The following is a 20742-nucleotide window of genomic DNA, read 5'->3' as shown; positions in this document are numbered from 1 at the left end:
GGCCCGCTACGAACCCTCGGTGATGACTGTACTGAGTTGAGCGCGCAACTCCGTGGATATCTGCTCCCATAGATGCGTCTCACGGACGTATTCGCGGCCGTTAGCGGCCAACTGTTCGCGAAGGGCCCCGTCCGAGACCAGACGCGCAATCGCGTCGGTGAACCCGGTGACTGGAACAACGAGAACTTCCTGCTCGTGGGCGATCTGGAATCCCCGCCGTCCGAACGCAGTGGTCACCACGGGAAGACCTTTGGCAAGATATTCGAGGAGTTTGATGTTCGTGCCGCTCCCGGATTCGATTGGATTCAATCCGATATCTGCCGCCGCAAAGTATGGGTCAAGATCGGACACAAACCCGGTGCAAGTGACGTTGTCTCGGTCAGTGGATATGGACTCACCAACGCTGCCGACGATCAGAAAGTGGATATCGAGTCCTCGCTCGGCCGCCTCCGTGGCGACCCGAACTAGCTCGCGTGCCGCCTCACGATTCGGGCCGTAGTCCGTTCCAATAAACAGCCCGATCATGTCTGCACTGATGTCGTGTTCCCCGCAAACTGTTCCCGACGACTCCCGCTGTGATCCCCCACTCGATAACGCTTCTCTGCTGACGCCGTTCGGGGAGACAATATAGTTCGTCTTCACGCCGTATCGGCGGCGGTATTCGCTAACATCGCGCTCGGACGTACAGACAACTGCTGTGGCCCGTTCGAGTGCCGTCCGTTCGATCATTGAGACCCGACTGGTAAACTGGTCTCCGATGAAGCCGCTACTGGTTGATTCGAACCGTTCCTGTTCGACGTTGTGACTCGAATACACGACCGGGGTGCCGTCTGCCAGGGATGTGACGGCTGGCACCTGCCACGGAAGTTCGACGAGTATGACATCAGCCCAGTTGATTCGCCGCTGGAAAACTGTAGGCTTCAGCAAGCGGAGCGACGCTCCCAAAAAAACGTTCGGCAATCCAAACAGTTCGGGGAGTCGGGTGAGATCGAATACCGGATGCAGATGCTGCAACTCTTGGTACTTCTCCTCGATCGAGACCGTCTGCTGTAGACTGCCGCGGAAGTAGTTTTGGAGGTGTCCGCCCTGACAGTATCGATATACGGCATCCCCATGGGTGGGAAACGACGTGACGAGCCCATGGCTCCTGTGCTGGCCGCCGTCAGACGGTGGATAGACGTTTGTTGGTGTGATCTGGAGGACGTTCACGACTTGAGTAGGACGTAATTCGGGCGCGGTCTGGCAATGACTGTTGTGCTTGTCACTACGATTGCAGTGGTGTCGCGGCGGTCACCTCATCTACGGTTTCATGTGCCTGCTGGACGATGTCTTTGATCCAGATATACTCGTAGGTACTTACTCGACCGAGATTGAACATATTCTCATACGCGTTCAGTTGGCCGTTCATCTCGTTGAACGTCTCTATCTCTGATTCGACGGGGAGCGGATAGGCCCGCGGCGCACGCCGCACCTTTGCGTCTTTCACCGTGGCCTCAACGCCCTGTTCGTTGAGGAACGAGAGCAGGGACTCCTCGAACCACTCTGTAGAGCGACCCCAGATATCCTCATCGATGAAACATGGGAATTCGACGGTCAAAATGTACTCGCCGTCCGGGATGTCCTGCGGCGTGAAATCGTAGTCAGTAATACGGGTAAACTCGTAGTCGTTCGGGAAATACCCCCAACTCACGTGTTCGGGGAACAGTCTCTCGGACGCTTCGATGTGGGCGCCCAGTATTGCCATACTCCGATACTGTAAGGATTCGTCAGCATCTACCAGCAAGCTTGGATCGATTGTGCTGACGAATATGTCACTAGAGATCACGTCCCCACTCTCGGTCGTGACACCTTCGATTTCAGCTCCGGCCGTCTCGAATCCGGTTGCCCCGTCGTAAATGACATTACAATCCGCAACCATCTCCTTGAGGACTGTCGAATACTTCTTCTGTGGATACTTCGCGGCTCCATCGAAAAACGAATCCTCAGTGTCGGGAAAACTGATTTTGAAATCGAACCAGTCGCCAGTAATGCGGGTAGGGTCGATCCCCCAGTGCTTGTTTGTGTAGTTCTTGTAATATCGGTTGTACAGCCGCTCTCCGACCTGCCGACGCATATATGACTCGAAGTAATCGGCGTCAGTTTTCCCTTCCGCGGCCGCTAACTCTTCTTCGATCTCTTCGGCGTCGTCCCAGAGCGATATATTCGACCGTGTGACGGGGTAATTGTGTGGTTCGTCTATCGTTCCTGTTGGATATGTTTTCGCATAGAACGTATGGTCGTCTAGGTCGGTAAATCGCCGAAACAGGTCACCCACAATCGCCTCTTCCTCAGAGTCATAAAAGAGAAGATGTGGTGCAGAGTCACAGTGATACCCTGAATCAAATTCGATCTCTCTGAGAAGCCCACCGATTTCCCCCTTCTCGAGAACCGTTACGTCGTACCCGCGTTCGCTGAGAAGGTACCCCGTTGTACACCCGGCCACGCCCGCACCAATCACTGTTACAGTCGTCATAGTATTCGGTGAGGTGACATATTCATCCCGGATATATCAATTTACGGGACAGAACGGGGTTATCAGATCCACGCTCTGCGAAAACTGCCAGACTACGTCTTATCAAACACCCGCTGGGCCAGATTCGGACTGCGGACACCTGCCGGGGGAGGCGTCGTTCACCTCCGCTCCTGAACCGTACACGCAGCTTAAAGCCCCGCGACTCCAGTCTATCGCGACAGTTGTGAGTTTGCCTCCGCGTAGTGGAATACTATCGGGGGTCGTGACCGTCCTGATTGACCACTGCAACCTGTTTACCCTCGATAACGTCGGTCCATCGCCGTTTCGAAACGCAGTCGTACTCGTCTTGTAAACTATAAAATACAATATACTTACATTACCGAGTATCATTACATCGGATACAATGGGTGCTCCGTACGTTGTCTCCGCTGTTGTTACTTGGAATAATTACGATGACACGCGCGCCTGTCTGGATTCACTGCTTACGCTGGACTACCCGAACCACGACATTGTGCTCGTCGACAACGGGTCTACAGACGGTTCGGCAGACCGACTGGAAACCGAGTACGAATCGGTTGAGTTGATTAGAACCGGTGAAAACCTTGGCTACGCGGGCGGAATGAACGTCGGTACGCGCAAGGCCCTCGAACTTGGTGCTGCGTATGTCTGGCAACTGAACAACGATGTCGTCATCCCGGACGCGTCGCTCCTGTCTGACCTCGTCGAGACGATGCAATCGAACCCGGACATCGGTATGCTCACACCGCTAGTCACAGAGTACCCCGATACCGACACTGTCTGGTTCCAGAAGGGGATGATTGATTGGAAAACGGGAAACACTGACCACGTTGACGCTACACCTAGCGGTTCGGACGGACTCATTTACAACGATTACATCCCGAACTGTAGCTTGCTCTTCCCGGCACATGTACTGGACGAGGTTGGACTGCTCCCTGAAGACTACTTTCTCTACTACGATGATGTCGAACACGCGGTCCGGATACAGGACGCGGGGTACGAACTGGTGACGGACACCACGTCCCGAATCTACCACAAAGAAAGCAAGAGTTCGAGAGGGGAACTTGGGCCGATGTACTCCTACTACCGGTCCCGGAACATGGTGCTCTTCAGAGAGAAATTTCGGGAGCGGATCAGTGATCTGTTCCTGCTGTATCTGTTCGCCTGGATGGTCGAGCAGGTGGGAATTCGGGTATACTATGGGGAACTCACAGGTGTCCGGGGATTAGCTGAAGGACTCCTTGATGGACTCACACGGGAAAGCGGCAAAGGAAAATACCCCTGAGTGTCGATAGGAACTCGCTTGAACCGAACCCGTCTGGGTGAAAAAGCCAACTCGCCTGCTGTCACTGATCGGAAAATCGACTGGGGCCGGTAGCTTGGCACGCGGTGTTCAGTTTGTCTCGCTAGTCTGTGGATAGTGGCTACGCGGACAGGTGGTGTCAAATTTGCGAAAGATTAATGATTCGCTGAACAAACTAAATGACAATGGAACTGACGAGACGCGATGCGCTATATGCTCTCGTCATGGGTGGTGGCATCGGGGTCAGTGGAGTCGCGTATGCCGACCGAAAGGCAGCGGAAAATGAAGGTATTGAGAACGAATCTGGGTTTTCGACTGACCAACTTCAGACGGTCGTGGCGATCGCCGAAGTCGTGTACCCGACAGAGGTAACCGGAATCGCTGCATTCGTCAAGCAATACGTCACGGGTCTCCGACCGGAAAAACAGGCTAGCCTGATTCCGGTCATCGACGCATTCAGTGCTCACGTTCGGGAGATCCACGACCGGCCGTTCTGGGAACTGTCGATTTCAGACCGGCAAGTAGCGCTTCAGGAACTGGGTGTCGACCGAATGAGTCCGGACCCGACCGGAACGCTTCCGGAACGTGTCCGATATCATCTGATCAATCAGCTTCTGTACGGACTGTTTACCGCCCCGAAAGGAAGCAAACTCGTTGGTATCGAAAACCCGGTCGGCTACCCGGGTGGCTATCAGTCGTATCAAACAGCACCAGATGTCACAGAATAGTACAGCGGACCGACGACCATCGAGTGACGCTGACGTCTGTGTGGTCGGTTCAGGTGTGGCCGGTGCGCTGGTCGCGTACACCCTATCGAGTCGAGGTCACGATGTCGTGATACTTGAGGCAGGACAGCGGTTCGACCCGGGAAATCGCCTCGAACAGATGGAGCAGAGTCTCCGCCCGCATGGCTCACTACTGGATATCTGGAACATGGGCGGCCCTCGCGACCAGTATGTCACCTCCGGTGGGGCGTACTACCCGTTGAATCAGACGCGCGTGAAAGCTGTCGGCGGAACGACCTTGCACTGGTTGGGCATTACCCCACGTCTGCATCAGAAAGACTTCGAAATGAACACCAGATACGGTCTCGCAGCGGATTGGCCCATCGACTACGAGGATCTCAGGCCGTACTACGCGGCGGCCGAGCAGGAGATGGGGGTCGCCGGCACGCAAGATAACCCGTTCGAACCGCCCAGGGAGACTGACTACCCGATGGATGCCTTTCCAGCGAGTTACTCGGATACACTGTTTGCAGACGCCTGTGATGAACTCGAGATTACGATGCACTCGACCCCTCAGGCGCGGAATTCGGAGGCGTACGACGGACGGAGCCAGTGCGTTGGATTCAGTACGTGTATTCCGGTCTGCCCTTCGGGGGCAAAATACAGTGCTGATGTCCACGTCCGCAAGGCGGAGGCTGAAGGCGCACGGGTCATAGACCGGGCTCCAGTGCAACGGATCGAACACGACAGTACTGGGGAGACTGTGGACGCGGCCGTGTACGCGACGCCGAGCGGAGACACCTATCGTCAGGATGCGGATGCGTTCGTGCTCGCCTGCGGGGCCGTGGAAACACCACGCCTGTTACTGCTCTCCGAGTCCCCACAGTATCCTGATGGGTTAGCGAATAGTAGCGGTGCCGTCGGCCGGTATTTCATGGACCAGCCTATCGTTTCCGTGACTGGAGAACTAGAGCAGCCGACGAATCAGGAGCCCATCGGCTACCACACAAGAGAATCACACCAGTTCTACGACCACGATGATCCGCAACCGGGCAGCGTTAAGCTGGTGTTCGAGAACGTAAACCCCGAGTCCGTCGTCAGACCAATGCTCAGCGGCGGTGATATGACCTCGCGAGAGAACGTGTTCGACTTCGCTATGGGCGACAGTTGGGGAGACGAAGTCCTCGACAAAATCGAATCAAACTATCCCAACAATAGAGTCCGTCTGCTCGCGAACCCGGAGCTGCTCCCTCGGAGAGAAAACCGAGTCACGCTGGACGAATCGAAGACCGACGATTTCGGGAACCCCGTTCCAGATGTCTCGTGGAATATCGGCTCGCATGCGCGTGAAACGATGGAATTTATCCGAGAGGTTCAGTACGATATCTTCGACGAACTGGGGGCAACCATCGTTTCTGAAACCGATCTTGCTGACCCGCCCCCTGCCTCACATAAAATGGGAACGACGCGAATGGGAACGAACCCAGAGAAAAGCGTTGTTACGCCGCAACTCAGGACACACGACCTCGACAACCTCTATATCGCATCGAGCAGCGTGTTCGTGACGGGCGGCGCAATGAATCCCACGCTTACTATCGCGGCACTGGCACTGAAAGCCGGAGAGCACATCGACAATGCACTGTAAGTGATCCTCATGCACTGTGCCACTACAAACAAGGCTTGTTCCGGGTGGTCTTTACGGTGCAGTCTGTTGCAGGGCGGCGAACATAACGAGGAGGAGATAGGGGATCCGGTGGCTGGCAGTAGATCCACTACGCTGCACTGTCCCGATAATCTGTGCGACCGCCGTGTCGTGAAACCGTCACTCTGCTACTGTCGATTCCGTGAGGGGGATGTCGTCGCAACACCGGCACAGTGGCTGGCTCACGCATTCAGGGTGTCACCATCTTCGCCACGACTACACGGCCAGCAGAAACAGGGCGTACTGCGTCCCGTTGGTGACATTTCGTATTCTGGAGTGTGTGATTGGCGCCTATGAGACAGAATATACGGTCACTGGTACACCGAGCGTTCTTTCCAACTGCACTGGTCGCGGGAACGGCGACTGTGCTCTTTGTCAGTTACAGTCTAAGTGCCGTCATTGGTATCCGTGGACTGTACGCCCTTATCGGACTCTGCATCGGGTGCGTGATTTACTATGGCTACCAGTTTACAGAGCCAACGGACGTGAGTGGACCAGCCCTCCGCTGGGCAAATAAAAGCGTTTACCTGATTACGCTGGCCGCTGTTGTCGTCGCACATCAGACGGACCATCGCCTCCTCGTTCTTGTGGTGGCATTGCCGCTCGGGTATCTGCTGGTAGTGTACCAGCTCCTCGCTGGGGCTACAACGCGTGTTGCACTCCCACAGGCGATCAGCTTATTTTTGATTTCGCCGGTTACGAAATACCTCACACTCGGATTTTACTTCTCTGGCGGAGACACGCTCTTTCATGTCCATCATATCGAGCGCTTGCTAACCGACGGGAGCGTCATGGCGATCAGCGGGGAATATATCGGACATGGCCTGTACAGCTATTTCCCCGGCTTACACCTATTTATTGGCAGTCTCAGCTCGATAACGGGTCTCGACGCATACGGTGCCCTTCTGACTGGTGGGACGCTCGTTTATGGCGTCCTGGTTATTCTGTTACTGTACGTCTTCGCGCGGGTGGCGCTCCAGTGGTCTCGAGTGGCGTTGTATGTGGCCCTCAGTGCAACACTTCTGTACCCGCTGTCGTACTTTGCGACGTACTTCTTCCCACAGGCGCTTGCCGTTCCGCTACTGATATTTGTCATCTATATCGGGTTCAGAGCGACAGCGTCACAGAACAGCCGACCGCTCAACTGGACAGCGACAGGGCTGTTAGTGATGGGGAGCGCTGTTTTCACTCACCACCTGTCGTTTATCCTTTTGACGCCGATAATTACCATTCTGGCGTTACTGCCGATTGCCGTTAGTGTGTTCCGAGATCGCGAGTTCAATCGTGACAGTCTGTTCCATCCACAGATATTCCCACTCGTTGCGGGGTGGATTGCCGCAGTAACCTACTGGACTGTGGCTGCAGATTCGTTTATTATAAACTTCTCACTGGCTATCCGTTCGATTCTCGAAGGGTTCCTGATCGCCGAGTCATCGTCGGAGGCGGCGGGATTCATCGCCTTTGGAACCACCGTTCCGGAACAGACAGTCGAGACTGCAGTACTGAATCTCCTCTCAGTCAACAGCCTGTATCTCCTCTCGATGACGGCGGTCTATGCTATCGGACTCGCCTTTTTACTACAGCGGTACCCGAAGTACAGACATTCACTGAGCGTGATACTGCTTGCCGTTCTCGCGGCACCAATCGTATTCAAGACTCCGTTCGTGTTTCCCGGCTTGTCTCGGTCACGAATGCCGTTTGCGTTCTTCTTTCCGCTGGTCTTCGGACTGGGTCTGTACCGGCTGGTCCGCAGCACCGCGTCTCGACCTGCACTCCGGGTCGTCCCAGTCATTGTCTTTGTGTTGTTAGCAGCCACGACACCGTTGTTTGTTTGGGCTGGTGACGATCTGTATCAGATCCACGATCCACCGAACGGGCCACCGCAAGGGCAGGTCGAGTTTTCCGAGTCAGAGATGGAATCGTTTCAGGAGCTCAATCAGTTCAAGCGATCGCACGGGATTCCCATTCAGACTGCCTGGGTCGATGCGCTCGCGATTGAGCGCTACGGCGGCACGTCGGTTGGACGTGCGACTGTCGACAATGGGACATTGCGGGCTGAAAATGGCTATCTCCTCTACAGGGACTCCTGGACTGACCATCCGGTCGTATTCGATTTCGAGAGTGGGAAGATACTGATATCTGAAGAGTGGCTCCGAGCGGAGTCAACAACTAACAACAAGATGTATGATTCAGGACAGCATGGAATCCTCTGGAAGCGTGATGAGGTTGTCCTCGGGTCGTCGTGAACGGGACTGTCCCGCTTACGATTCGATAAGGGGCTCAGGACCCGTACAACCTGAACTCAAAGTCAACCTACCCACGATCTGTGGCCGGTACGCTCCACAGCAACACGATCAGTAGGCCGAGCATGACGCCACCATATAGAATCTGAACCGTCTGCCCGCTGTCCGTCGCTACACTGATCTGTTTCAGGGAGAGTAAGGCTTCGATGCCGCGTCGACGAAACACGAATCGTGGGACGAGGTCAAGCACGTCGAAGAAAACGCTGATGCCAGAACCGGTGAGCAACCAGACAATACTGACGAAAGAGAGAGACCGGCCTGGTGTTCTTGGGAATGACCCTTTCTCGGATACGGCACGAATGGTCGACAACCCCTCGTACAATCGGGAATTTCGAAACAATGGATAACAGAGACTAATCGCGATTCCGCCGAGAAGCACCACGGAGACAAAAAGATTCACCAGTAACACGAGTGCTCTCGGATAGAACCGCCCAGTATTCGTGATCACGTACACCCACGAGAATACTGCTGCCGAAAACAGCACAGCACCGGTTCCGCGCAGTCCATACTCTCGGAGAAGCATGATAAGCTGGGTTTCTCCCAGACGCTCCCTGTACCGTCGTTCTGTGGTAAAGAGCGCACACCAGCCACCGACTGTCAGTAGTAACAGATCTGTAAGGGGGCTTACTCCGGTCAGGAATATATCGAAGAGCACCCCAAGTCCGATTCCGATCAGCGCGAGTGGCCCCAGCAACATGCCGGAAACTGCTGCGATTGTCATTTCCGGAAAGACAAAAATGAATGGGCCTGTGATCGCCAGCGGTGACGCGGTAAGGAGTTCTACCCCCGCAAGCAACACCGCGGGAAGCACTGCGGGGACTAGCACGGATTTGAGTGTGCCCGTATTCATAGTGAACTGAATAGTCTATTTACTCTTCTCTCATTTCATACTTCAGCTGACAGTACTGTTATTCTTTGGTTGACCCAGCTGGTTTGTACTATCTGGCTTCGGTATGGGTGGTAGCAGTTGCCTTCCTGGCCGAGTATGTCGAACTCGGCACAAACAGCGTATCCCACGGCATGCGATTCTGTCTCCCGGAGCAACAAGAAAGTCGAGCCGTACTCGGCAGTGACCCATATCACCCCAAAGAAATGTTACTATATGGGCCAATATGAAAGACAAATGAAGCGTCGAACGTACTTAACTCTCACAGCAGGCGGGATCCCACTGATATCCGGTTGTTCCGGGTTACAGCAGTCCGAGTCTAGCACCACTACCGAGGCCACTCGAACTGCTTCAACCGCCACACCTGCTCGAAAAAACACCGCCGCGACGCCACCGGAGGAACCGCCTTCGAAAACCGATTCAGCGCCCACACCGACGCCTGTCCAGCGGTTACCATCACCGATGGCGGTGGACAACACCAATCCGTTCGTGTATCTGAACGATATCCCGACGGACAATTTTAACGGCGAACTCGCACTGGCAATGGCAAGTGATTCAAACGGAATACAGCTCGACGGATACCTTCATGAGTTCCCCAGTGTTCCCTGGTGGGATAGCAAACAAAAGCAAACGGAGGCCGAAAACCGCTACGCGAACCATCATAGGCTTATCCGCACGAAGGCAGTAGAAAGTGGCTTTACAGACCTCCCTCCCGCTGAAACAGGAGTGAACACCCGGCACACGAAACCGGAATCGGAGGCGATAGACGAGACAGACCCGATTGGTTCAGCTGCCACGGATAGAATAGTTGCCGCAGCTAACGCGGCATCCCGAGAGAACCCGCTCGTGATTGCGGCAGGTGGACCACTCTGTTCTATTGCTGACGCATATCTCACTGACCCCTCGATCGTCGAGAAGGTAGTCGTTTTCTGTCGGATCAGACCAGCTATCGATGGATGGAACGAGTTCCTCAGTGGCTGGAGTTTGACGATCGTGACCCGGAAGTTTCAGACCGTGTTCTGTCCCGCCTCTGGTGGACCGCTGATTGAAAGATCGCGGGTACAAGATTCCCTTCCGGAGAAACCACTCCGGAAGTATATGCTGAACAAAACATACGATGGGTCCGGGGAAAACCCATTAGCTGATGGACAGAAGTGGGAAGGAGATGCTGTCTCGATACTCTCTGGTGCCCATCCGTCGACACGGACTGAGGCTGTACGTCTCAAGTTTGCTGGGCTAAAGGAGCACTGGGCACTAGGTGAGGTATTGCCATCGTATACTGAAACCACCGAGGAGACTAACACTCACGTCATCCCCGAGCATCGCCATCAGCCAATGAATGCAGCGTGGTGGAGTCACATGACCGCGGCGTCAACGTGGGGACGTGAGAGCGAAACAACCGAATGACGACCTGGATATAACACTACAGTAGCTTGGGTTGAAACGGGACTATCTCTGCGATCGCTTGCGGTTTGCCCCTTTGCAACATGAGGGGAAGGGTCAGCCAACGAATTCTCGGAAAATGTCTTTATCGTCATCAACGACTGCAAACATCCAGATGACCAGCACATAGACCACCGCAATTCCGAGTGCCATTCCGATCCGCGGGAGGAGGGAGAAAGAGCGGAGGCCTATCAAGTACGCGAGAAGCGCGAACACGCCCCCGATAACAAGCGTGATGATATACTGCCTCCCGATCGGTTGGATACCGACGTACTGCTTTGTCTGATAGAGCTCGGCTAGCTGGACTCCCGAAATGGAGATCGCAGTCGCCACCGCTGCTCCAACACCACCGTATTGCGGTATCAGGAACAGATTGAGGATGACATTAGCGACCAGCATGGTCACTGTATCGACCAGAACGATATCCTGAAACCCGGACATCTGCAAGAGCTCGCCGGCCGGTCCAACCGCGACTAGCAATAATTGCGCGGCAAACAAGATGATCAACACTGGAACGCCCTCAGTGAACTGTTCATTGAATAACTGCAGGAGTTCGGCTGCGAACAGTGACCCGATGACAACAACCGGAAACGTGAAAATCAGCACCCAGCGGGACACCGTCTGATACACGGTTTCAAGTCTGGTGATGTTGTTACCGCTATACAGATCCGAGGCGATTGGATTGAATATCGTGACCAGCGCCGAAAAGAAAATCACTCCCTGCTGTGAGAGTACCGAAGAGGCGTTGTATATCCCGACAGTTGCCGACGAGCGAAACGTACCGAGGAGCAATCGGTCCATTTGATTAAGCGCGAGATAGCTGAACCCCGAGAGAAACACCGGAAACGAGTATCTCAGCAATCCTTTAATATCGGCTTTAATCGGGCCGCGGAAGCCAATATCTTCGAATAAGCCCGGAATCAAACCGAGTCCGAGTAGCGCTGAAAGAACGACGGCCAGAGCAAACCCTGTCACCATCCCCTTGAGTTCATACCCCAGAAGAAGCGCACCGGCAACTAAGCCGAGTTTCAGAATCGGAAAGGCGACATTCAGGACTCCCTGCTGGACACCAACACGCTTGAATCCAACTGCGACAGACGTTGATGCAGTCAACAGTACACGGAACGGAAGGGCCACAGCCAGGATTGGCAGCAACGGAACCAACGCCGATTCTTCAAAGACTCGTACTGCCAGTGGGCCCGAAAAGAGAACCATGAGTATGCCGAAAAGAATTCCCAGTAGTCCAGTGATAGCTATTGAAGCGAAGACTGTCCCTCGCACCTGTGAATCGGCATCTTCACTCCGGTATTTTGAGACGTAACGTACGACACCGTCAGGTAACCCCAGTAGTGAGATCGGCTGAGCAAACTGTACGACTGTCCACCCGAGAACGAACAATCCGTATCCGCTCGCCCCGAGAAACCGTGCGACGACAATGTTGAACAGGAACCCAAGAGCTTTATCGAACAGGCTTGCGCCGAACGCAATACCGCCTCCTTTGATAATCTGTTCGTACAGTTTGTGTATCGATCCGTCCTCGTCGGTGCCAGTCATGGCTGAGTTCGTCTGATCGCTCATCGCTAGCAAGCGTCGCTTGTCATACCGTAATATTGCAGAAAGGGATGCGAGTAGACTGCTTGATATTGAACACAGAGGGGGTTGTGTCCTCGGTCCGGATCGGTGTCATAGGGGGGCCGCCCATTCTGACATCGGAGGAGATGTCTGAATAGATATGGATTTGAGAACCACCGAAGGAGTTTGCATGGCACTGTAAAATGCTTTGTTTCACGTCTACATTGGGCAACCCATACTGAATAAATAGTTAGTCGCGGATTATGACGTGTCAATCCGCTTGTAATGTCACAATCAAGTACCTAATACGATTGACGGAATGGGGGCGCCGACCGTGAAGACCGATGAAGACGTTTATATAGACAGTATCAGTCCAGAGAGAAGATAGTCCCTCGATCTACGGAATGTGGGCCGTATCCACTCGGGTGTCGATCCCCGGGAAGAACTGTGGCTTTGTCCCCCGCCACAACTCAACCGGTTCCCCGTCTGCCCATGACCACGGCTCAACTGCGTCAGCAGGAGACGACGTGTTGCTGTTGTCGAATACAATGCTGTTGCTGTTACGTGGCGCTTCCCATTTCACGTTGAACCATGTTCCAGTCAGCGATGCGTTTGTTTCTGCGAATTTCGCCCCATCGTTCTCAGACCAGGGGTGTGCGGAAAGACGGACACCGTGGAAGTCGTCAACTGCGGCATTGAACCGGTAACACCGTTTCGTCTCAGAGGTTTCGATATGCGAGAGGAGTAGCTCTGCGCATCCGGAGCCACCAATCTGGACACACGCATTACTCGCGAGGTCGACCTCGTTTGTTTCACAGATCTTGTGGAATCGCGTATCGAAGATCCGGTAGCTCCCCTTGGAACGAGGTGTCGCGTTGATCCCGCTGCCACCGGGGAAGAACCATACAGCGTTGACAGCTACGTCGAGATTCGGGACATCAGTGGTCAACCATCCCGGCTTCGACCCGTCGTTTTGCCCATGCCAGAAGCCGCCGTAAATACCGAGGTGACCGGCACCAGTCACATCGAAGGTCCACCCGGAGGTCGTCACGTTGAATCGAACGTTCCATGCAGACACGACCGAGATATCACGACCCCCGAGCGTCAGTGAGATCGTTCGTCCAATGTCATACGAATCCTGTCCAGAGATCAGAATCGTCCCTCCCTCTGACAGATCGCCCGCAGCCGCTTCAATCTGATCTGCCAACGAGCCACTGTAGGAGTCTGTTCGAACGACTGGCGTTGTGATCTGTGGACCGCCATCCACTACGACCGGTGAGTCTTGACATTGCTGCCACGGCACGTCTGAAGAGGCGTCTGGTTCCAGCCCCTTCCAGAGTGAACCGCCGTCTGCAATATCGGCATCGACGACAGATGGGCGCGTGTAATTCCCGTCGTTCCAGAGCAACGCACCTGTAGACCCAGTCCACACTGCGCCATAAACTGTTCCAGTAGTGTACTTATTGAAGCGGAGCCCGACAGCGTCACTTCGGGGGCTTTCGAACACCAGGTTTGATGCAGTCAGGTTTTGACCAGACGCCTGATCGAGGAATACCCCGGTCTGGAAGTCTCTGAATGTTAGATTTGCGAGCAACTGCTGGTCGCCACTCTGGCAATTAAATCGGATTGGTTCTGAGACACCCTCGAACGTCGCATCACGGACAGACCAGCCTTCACTGAAGTCCTGGCCATCCCGAACCAACAGGCCGTGCGTCCCACCTCTGATGACGACTGGTGCGATCAAACCCCGGTAGATATCGACTGCGGACATCCATCCGGTCCCCTGGAGTGTCCACTTCCCACCATATACCTGGATCTGATTTCGTGGGTCATTCGTCAGTCCGTAGTAGTTCGATCCGTCTCCCGATCGGCGGACGTTGAATGCCCAGTCAGCTGTTACGTCTATGGCTGCATCGTTCGCGAAGCAGAGCATCGGGCCTAGAACCGAGCCGGTATCGATTTCCACCGTCTTATCCCAAGAATAGGTGCCAGCGGGGACCTCTAAGACGGCCCGCCCATCGATCTCTGATCCCATTGCTGACATTGCGTTTTCGACCTGATGAGCAAGTGAGGAACCATCAAATGTAGTCGCGTCATACACTGCCTGCGAGCGGTCATCAAGATCGTTGACCAACGACAAATAAACGTCTGCCACAGAGAGTGTGCTCATTTTCGACAGCTGATCTCCACCGATATTATCGGAGACCGTGCTGAGGTCGTCCATTATCGACTCGAAGTTATTATTGAGTGGGACGTGCCAGTCGAGTGTTCCCTCTGCGGGAGTGTTATACCCGCCAACGCCAGAGATACCGAGTTCGTTAGCAAGTGTCTGAACGTCGCTTTCGATAGCACTGAAGTTCTCATTCAGTGGATTATCCCAGTCGAGTGACCCCTCCGCTGGAGTGTTGTATCCGCCCACTCCGGAGACACCGAGTTCGTTTGCGAGTTCTTGGACATCGCTTTCGATAGCACTGAAGTTCTCATTCAGTGGAATATGCCAGTCAAGAGTCCCTTCTGCAGGGGTGTTGTAGTTATATGACTTAGACATAATTGCTGTATATCTGCTGTGAGCTGCGAGCGTGGGCTTCTGTCCCGCTACCGCTGTAATTGCGCTTTTCTTGCTGCTCGATGAGCGAAATCTGTCGATACCGACACTCGGTGGTCTCTGTTTTCAAATTGGATTGGGGTGAATCTGCTCTGAACATCTCGTGTGGGTGATTAGGGAGTCCCTGAAATATCGTTCCGACGAGTAAGATACAGTTACTATCGCTATTCAGCTAGCTAGGTTCACTTATTTGCAGGGAACTTACCAGATACTACGACAGAAATGAAATATTGATAACAATACTGTAGAAGGTAATGAATACAACGGTCAAAAGAAGTAGGAAAGCCAAATATTAACCGTCTCATCCGGGCTCGATCGATATCGGAGGTCACATCGATTGCGTTGATATAGGTTTCAATAATTATAACAGTATGCCTTTCGGATATAGATATCGCCCTTGCGTAGCGTATATACTGGTCTCAACTACCGCTCAAGGTTCTCAAACTGTCCTAACAACTTCCCACACTGGAACCCGAAAAAGTGTGTGAAGTCGTAAAGCACTGCATAGGGCAGCCAGTGTATGTATCCATTCTTGACCAGATACTTCATCTCATTAATAACGTACTGCACCCCATTTGAGACGAAATTGTCCTCTCCATCTGCGGCGATAGTTGCGTACGCCCGCCCGTCCTCGAATCGCCGCTGCAGATTCTCTCTAAGATCATAATCATGTGAATGGTAGACCACAGCCTCAGGCTCATAGACGATGTTCACGTCCCCATCGAGAACCCGGAGCGCGAAGTCTTTATCTTCGGACATATTGATGGCCTCCTGAAACCGATATTGCTCCCAAATATCTCTATCGATGGCCGCTGATACGTCCGAAACATACACGTTGTCGAGGAAGAACTGCCGTGTGTCTGTCGTATCGTCTGCAGTCAGTGTGTTGCGTTGGTCCGGATAGAAATGCGAGTAAAAGAATTCATTCATCGGCTTTGCGTCCGGGTACGCGACTTGCCGGCCGTACACAACCCCCGCCTGATCGGAGATAATCGGATTGACAAGATTTTCTAGCCAGTCTTCCGTTTTAGGCGTCGCGTCATGGGTAAGATACACGAGTATGTCTCCGGAGGCGTTCTCTGCCCCGAAATTCCGGGTTTTACTGTGATGAAAATCCTCCGGATTGATGGTATAAATAGCACAGCCATGGGCCTCTGCTCGTGAAAGTGTTCCATCCGTTGATCCGGAATCGACCACAACGGTTTCTACGGGGCCAGAATACGACTGTCTCTCAACTGCAGACAGTATCTCCTCAAACTGTTTCCCCGGATTCTTTGTTAATATTACGACACTAACACTCGGCTTCATGATGGTACAAGCCCGGTGTTCTTCCAACGGCAAAGCTGTCAATAGCCATTACTGTCAAAAATAGGACCTTCTGTCATATAGATAGATGGTGGCTACTGAACGGCGAAAATAGAACTTATTTGCATCAGTAGCGGTCGGCTACTCGATAGAGACTGCTCCAATGCAGTAACACGTTTGTGCTGAAGAATTATTATGATATCTCTGCCAGTTTGTCGAAGACTGCCGAATGAGACCGAAATGATATATCTGCGTTATTTGAAATTCTCGACGAATCCAAACTGCTATCTGTCGGACGAGGTGCCTCTTGGCCGAACTCTTCGGTAGAGATCGGTGAAATCAGGTCTTGATTAAACCCGAATGATGCGGCCAGATCACGTGTGAATCGATATCGCGACACTCGCGTCGGTCCGGCTGCGTTGTACACGCCCGTGAGGTTCTGATCAGCAACCGCCAATGCAGCTTGCGCCAGATCGCGCGCGTACGTGGGGGTAGAAACCTGATCGTCAACGATCGATATCTCATTGCCTGCTCGTAGCTCGCTGATAGCCCACGTGACGAAGTTGTTGCTGGCGAGACCATAGATTACGCTTGGTCGTAGCACCGTCGTTTCTGTAGCGATTTTTGCTGCCTGTTCGCCAGCATACTTCGTCCGTGCGTAGTAATTAACCGGTGAGACGGAGTCTGTCTCACTGAACGGTGCATCGCTCGGTGCTCCAGAATATACGTAATCTGTCGAGATATAAATTAGCTGTGCGCCGACAGCGTCTGCGGCGCTAGCCACGTGTTTCGTCCCCTGTGCGTTGACCGTCCACGCGCGCTCTTGCTCGGATTCACAGTCATCAACAGCGTGAAACGCGGCTGTATCTACGACTGCGTCCGGTTCAATCTCTTGGAGAAGCTCGCGAACTGATACAGGGTCTGTCTTATCTAGCTCTCTGTTAGTTCCTGTATCAGGTGCTGTTCTATACGTTCCGGTCGCTGAAATGCCACGCTCCTCACAGCTTCGCAAGATGTTTTGTCCAACGAGCCCGCTTCCACCGATAACGACGATATTCATGACACCAGTGCCACTGTAATTGAGCGCCGGCCGTTGCCTTGTCCCGGTTTGTTATCGTCAAAACCATCCCCTCCAGCAAGGCTGTGACGAGCGGATTCCCTCTCCCGCTCGGTATCTGTGTCTTTTGGACTACCCGGCCAATCGGTACTATCTGCCTGCTGTAGCAACTGAGTATAGATCCTCCCGTTAGTCCCTCTCATTTTGCCGACATACCGCTACCTGGATATTAAATTCCCATGTCCGTTGGGGGAACAGCGCCTGAACTATCTACCCACCACCAGTAATTTCGCAATTCGTCTGTGGCTCAGCTTGCTGACGACCCGCCTCAGACGTCCAGCTAATCCAGTTCTAGAGCCACGACCGATCAGCCATAATTACAAATGTGAACTCGGACCACGTCGTTGCTAAAATCGCACTGGGCAGGCGGTTATGGAAGGTACTTTACCAATAACGATGTATCCGTGCGTCCTAGTGTTGGCCATGGAAGCTGGTCATCACCCGAATATTGTCTGGATTGTCATCGATGCGCTTCGGGCAGACCACACCACAATGGATGGATACGAGAGAAACACAACACCGAACATTCAAGCGATTGCTGACGAGGCGCAGGGAACTGCTGTCTCAAACTGTTTTTCTCATGCCATCGCGACCAGACCCTCGGTCTCATCAATGCTGACAGGTGTCTATCCATCGGCTCACGGTGTGAATATGATCGAGAACGCGATTCCGTCCGAGTTGCAAACGGTTCCTGAACTGCTGAGCGAGGCAGGGTACCAGTCTGTCGCAATCTCTCGAAACTCACATGTTAGCAGAGCGACAGGACTTCACCGTGGGTTTGATGAGTTCGATTGGTTCGGTAGCGTCAGTTCACTGCTGGAGACGGTCGATATCGACATCCTCCTCAAGTATCTGCTTGGAATTAGAAACCACTCTGTTGGCTTCTCAACGGACCTTGTCGACCACTCGATAGCATACATTGTTAATGAATTGGCCAAGCGAAACATTCGGCGGCTGAACCAAGACGCGAATCCGTATTTTATGTTCCTACATTATCTTGGCCCGCATGATCCGTATCTCCCTCCGATTCCGTATCAGGAACGCTACTTAGCTGACCTCGGGGTTGATAGGAAGACGGCAATTCAAGTCGTCAATCATGTAACGGAACACAACTGGGAGTACAATACTGGGAAGCTGGAATTAACTGAAGAGGAATCGGAGATTCTGAGAGCGATGTACGACGCAGAGGTCGCCTATACAGACGCCTGTGTTGGCGAACTGTTCGATTTTATCACCGAACAGGATTCACCTAACGAAACGCTGTTTATTATTACAGCGGACCACGGAGAACTTCTCGGCGAACGTAACGTTATCGGCCACGAATTCCATCTCGACGATGCACTCCTCAATGTGCCGCTAGTCATCCACGGCCCTGGCTCAGAGCACGTTCAGTCGGACGCACTTGTTCAACACATTGACCTCGTCAAAACGCTCGTCGAGGACATCTCTGGTGAAGTCGAACAATTACAGGGGGTAGATCTGGTATCCGATGAGCGAGACTGGATCGTCTCGGAGCGGTGTCAACCGCTTGATTTTGATGACCTGACCGACATCAATCCGGACTTCGACCCGTCAAGCATACATGGGGACAGCATGCGGGCCCTTCGAACTCGCGAGTTCAAACTCATTCGCAGCGCCACGGAAACCGATCTATACAAACTGCCAGATGAGGATACAGATCTCTCAGAGGAGCGATCGGAGATCACTACTCAGCTGCGGGATGAACTAGAGCAGTGGCAAGAAACGTTTGGGCAACCGATCGGAACCGCACGCAAGGCCAATCTCAGTGCCGACATGAAACAGCAACTGACGGATCTGGGGTACCTAGTAGACTAATTGTACTTATTATGGCTGCTCGACACGAACCCAGTATGATGGTTCCCTCCAGCCTGCAGCCAAGTACGATTGCTATGTGTCTGTGTTCGATGTCCACCGCTACTGAACAGCACGTCGGAAGTGATCCAACGCCAAGCGACACGGGGACGATAGCGGCTCAGGAGACAAACCGACCGCTGCGGAGACGAGTATAGAATGCCAACAGACGTTGCTATTATCCGGGGTCCGTATTTCCGACCAAATAGCACGCTTCTCTGGGAGTACGTTCACAACACGTACTCGGACATAGACATTACTGGCTTCGAGAGTGACCCACAATGGTTTGATACATCTGAGCTCAACCTGCCAATCGAATCACTGCACTGGTGGGACGGCAAAATCGATGCGTTCGGACAGGAGAATATCGTCTACCACGCCTTGGAAAAATACAAACTTCCCAGTATCGCATTGACGGGCTTACGACAGGTTGTAGATGAGCACGACGCAGTCCATGTCACAGAAAATTACCGGATCTATTCGTATTGCGTTGCACTGCTGTGTGCTCAAACGGATACAACCTTCTTCGTCGATGCTCACGAGAACATTCCACACAGGCCCGCAAACCCGCTAACGTGGGTTATCAAAAAAACCGTGAACCGCCATGCTGACGGGTTCACATCTCCGACGCTGGCGTCTAAACGAGCATTGATACATGAAGGTGTTGACCCGGACTTGGTGGAGATTCTCCCGAACGTAGTCAATCTCGACCGGTTTCAGCCGGGTCCCAGAGACGCGGATGCAGTATCACTCCCTGCTAAGATCGAATCGACGTTCAATATCTTGTTCGTCCATGGGCTAAACGAACGCAAGGGTATTCCGTTCCTGTTAGACGCGTTTGAGACAATGCAAGAGGATTGTGATGACATCTCGCTACTTCTTCTTGGAGAGAACTCCTTTGACAGATCATATTATAACGAACATGTCCGAGATAATCCGGCGGTTTATCACTTCGAATATCTCGAAGATATCCAAGCTGCGTACAATTTGAGCGATGTTTTGGTTCTTCCGAGCGTTGCGGCAGAGCGGTGGACCGAGCAGTTTGGTCGGGTCCTCGTTGAAGCGATGGCGTGTGGCCTCCCGACGGTCGTCACAGATGTCGGCGGCCCCCCGTTCGTCGTCGAGGACGAAGAGACCGGTCTCGTTGTCGAGCCACGGTCCTCACAGTCCCTTGCCAGTGCCCTCACTCGCCTGTATCGGGACGAGCAGCTACTGCAGGAACTGGGAAGCACTGCATACGACCATGTCCGTGATAATTACTCCCCAGAGACGGTCGGGGATGACCTATATGAGTTTTATCGGTCACACTGTGACGGATAGCAACTGATGGTCGCGCTGTGACAATATTCTCATAACTCGGTCCCAGAAGCTCACAACCA

The 20742-nt window shown here is 53.3% G+C and carries 14 protein-coding genes; 7 read left to right on the top strand and 7 right to left on the bottom strand.

All coding sequences use genetic code 11. The annotated features are described in order from the left end of the window. Positions 1 to 6: 6 nt before the first annotated feature. Positions 7 to 927, bottom strand: a complete 921-nt coding sequence (locus RBH20_RS07130; RefSeq protein ID WP_306706929.1) for a glycosyltransferase family 4 protein — start codon at positions 925 to 927, stop codon at positions 7 to 9. 337 nt (positions 928 to 1264) lie between these two features. Beyond that, positions 1265 to 2512, bottom strand: coding sequence for an NAD(P)/FAD-dependent oxidoreductase (locus RBH20_RS07125; protein WP_306706927.1), 1248 nt, complete (start codon positions 2510 to 2512; stop codon positions 1265 to 1267). A 403-nt stretch (positions 2513 to 2915) separates the two neighbouring features. Here RBH20_RS07125 and RBH20_RS07120 point away from each other — a divergent pair, with 403 nt between their 5' ends. The 4 genes from RBH20_RS07120 to RBH20_RS07105 all read left to right on the top strand — a co-directional run bounded on the left by RBH20_RS07120 (position 2916) and on the right by RBH20_RS07105 (position 8506). Then, positions 2916 to 3815: a glycosyltransferase family 2 protein gene (locus RBH20_RS07120; RefSeq protein WP_306706925.1), complete on the top strand. Its 900-nt coding sequence runs from the start codon at positions 2916 to 2918 to the stop codon at positions 3813 to 3815. Positions 3816 to 4018: 203 nt separating this feature from the next. Next, complete coding sequence (locus RBH20_RS07115) at positions 4019 to 4561, top strand: gluconate 2-dehydrogenase subunit 3 family protein (RefSeq protein WP_306706923.1); 543 nt, start codon at positions 4019 to 4021, stop codon at positions 4559 to 4561. Beyond that, complete coding sequence (locus RBH20_RS07110; RefSeq protein ID WP_306706921.1) at positions 4548 to 6203, top strand: GMC family oxidoreductase; 1656 nt, start codon at positions 4548 to 4550, stop codon at positions 6201 to 6203. The genes RBH20_RS07115 and RBH20_RS07110 overlap by 14 nt, the downstream gene beginning before the upstream one ends. Positions 6204 to 6745: 542 nt before the next feature. Continuing rightward, the gene (locus RBH20_RS07105; protein WP_306706919.1) at positions 6746 to 8506 is read left to right on the top strand and encodes a hypothetical protein; all 1761 of its coding nucleotides are present in this window, start codon (positions 6746 to 6748) and stop codon (positions 8504 to 8506) included. A 67-nt stretch (positions 8507 to 8573) separates the two neighbouring features. On the opposite strand, the gene RBH20_RS07100 is transcribed toward RBH20_RS07105, so the two are convergent. Further along, positions 8574 to 9413 (bottom strand): hypothetical protein, encoded by an 840-nt coding sequence (locus RBH20_RS07100; RefSeq protein WP_306706917.1) that lies wholly within the window; start codon positions 9411 to 9413, stop codon positions 8574 to 8576. Positions 9414 to 9911: 498 nt separating this feature from the next. Between RBH20_RS07100 and RBH20_RS07095 the strand changes: the two genes are divergently transcribed. Next, positions 9912 to 10856 carry a hypothetical protein gene (locus RBH20_RS07095; RefSeq protein WP_306706915.1) on the top strand — a complete coding sequence of 315 codons (945 nt, stop codon included), beginning with the start codon at positions 9912 to 9914 and terminating at the stop codon, positions 10854 to 10856. A 93-nt stretch (positions 10857 to 10949) separates the two neighbouring features. Here the strand turns inward: RBH20_RS07095 and RBH20_RS07090 are convergent, their stop codons facing one another. The 4 genes from RBH20_RS07090 to rfbD form a co-directional block, all read right to left on the bottom strand. After that, positions 10950 to 12470, bottom strand: a complete 1521-nt coding sequence (locus RBH20_RS07090; protein WP_306706913.1) for an oligosaccharide flippase family protein — start codon at positions 12468 to 12470, stop codon at positions 10950 to 10952. 391 nt (positions 12471 to 12861) lie between these two features. Then, positions 12862 to 15012 carry a hypothetical protein gene (locus RBH20_RS07085; protein WP_306706911.1) on the bottom strand — a complete coding sequence of 717 codons (2151 nt, stop codon included), beginning with the start codon at positions 15010 to 15012 and terminating at the stop codon, positions 12862 to 12864. 480 nt (positions 15013 to 15492) lie between these two features. Further along, positions 15493 to 16377: a glycosyltransferase family 2 protein gene (locus RBH20_RS07080; protein ID WP_306706909.1), complete on the bottom strand. Its 885-nt coding sequence runs from the start codon at positions 16375 to 16377 to the stop codon at positions 15493 to 15495. A 190-nt stretch (positions 16378 to 16567) separates the two neighbouring features. Then, a complete protein-coding gene (gene rfbD, locus RBH20_RS07075) occupies positions 16568 to 17434 on the bottom strand; it encodes a dTDP-4-dehydrorhamnose reductase (protein ID WP_306706907.1) in 867 nt (288 codons plus the stop codon). A gap of 429 nt (positions 17435 to 17863) precedes the next feature. Here rfbD and RBH20_RS07070 point away from each other — a divergent pair, with 429 nt between their 5' ends. Together RBH20_RS07070 and RBH20_RS07065 are read left to right on the top strand one after the other, a co-directional pair. Continuing rightward, complete coding sequence (locus tag RBH20_RS07070; protein ID WP_306706906.1) at positions 17864 to 19327, top strand: sulfatase; 1464 nt, start codon at positions 17864 to 17866, stop codon at positions 19325 to 19327. Positions 19328 to 19522: 195 nt separating this feature from the next. Beyond that, positions 19523 to 20683, top strand: coding sequence for a glycosyltransferase family 4 protein (locus RBH20_RS07065; protein ID WP_306706904.1), 1161 nt, complete (start codon positions 19523 to 19525; stop codon positions 20681 to 20683). The last annotated feature ends 59 nt before the right edge of the window (positions 20684 to 20742 follow it).

It is taken from the genome of Haloarcula sp. H-GB4, assembly GCF_030848575.1.
Taxonomy (GTDB): domain Archaea; phylum Halobacteriota; class Halobacteria; order Halobacteriales; family Haloarculaceae; genus Haloarcula.
This window is presented reverse-complemented; position numbering and strand designations above follow the sequence as displayed.

What these genes read in the sequence shown, in the direction of transcription:
- RBH20_RS07125 (WP_306706927.1), bottom strand. Translation starts at nt 2,512, where the DNA reads ATGACGACTGTAACAGTGATTGGTGCGGGCGTGGCCGGGTGTACAACG.
- RBH20_RS07120 (WP_306706925.1), top strand. Translation starts at nt 2,916, where the DNA reads ATGGGTGCTCCGTACGTTGTCTCCGCTGTTGTTACTTGGAATAATTAC.
- RBH20_RS07115 (WP_306706923.1), top strand. Translation starts at nt 4,019, where the DNA reads ATGGAACTGACGAGACGCGATGCGCTATATGCTCTCGTCATGGGTGGT.
- RBH20_RS07110 (WP_306706921.1), top strand. Translation starts at nt 4,548, where the DNA reads ATGTCACAGAATAGTACAGCGGACCGACGACCATCGAGTGACGCTGAC.
- RBH20_RS07100 (WP_306706917.1), bottom strand. Translation starts at nt 9,413, where the DNA reads ATGAATACGGGCACACTCAAATCCGTGCTAGTCCCCGCAGTGCTTCCC.
- RBH20_RS07095 (WP_306706915.1), top strand. Translation starts at nt 9,912, where the DNA reads ATGGCGGTGGACAACACCAATCCGTTCGTGTATCTGAACGATATCCCG.
- RBH20_RS07090 (WP_306706913.1), bottom strand. Translation starts at nt 12,470, where the DNA reads ATGAGCGATCAGACGAACTCAGCCATGACTGGCACCGACGAGGACGGA.
- RBH20_RS07085 (WP_306706911.1), bottom strand. Translation starts at nt 15,012, where the DNA reads ATGTCTAAGTCATATAACTACAACACCCCTGCAGAAGGGACTCTTGAC.
- RBH20_RS07080 (WP_306706909.1), bottom strand. Translation starts at nt 16,377, where the DNA reads ATGAAGCCGAGTGTTAGTGTCGTAATATTAACAAAGAATCCGGGGAAA.
- rfbD (WP_306706907.1), bottom strand. Translation starts at nt 17,434, where the DNA reads ATGAATATCGTCGTTATCGGTGGAAGCGGGCTCGTTGGACAAAACATC.
- RBH20_RS07070 (WP_306706906.1), top strand. Translation starts at nt 17,864, where the DNA reads ATGGAAGGTACTTTACCAATAACGATGTATCCGTGCGTCCTAGTGTTG.
- RBH20_RS07065 (WP_306706904.1), top strand. Translation starts at nt 19,523, where the DNA reads ATGCCAACAGACGTTGCTATTATCCGGGGTCCGTATTTCCGACCAAAT.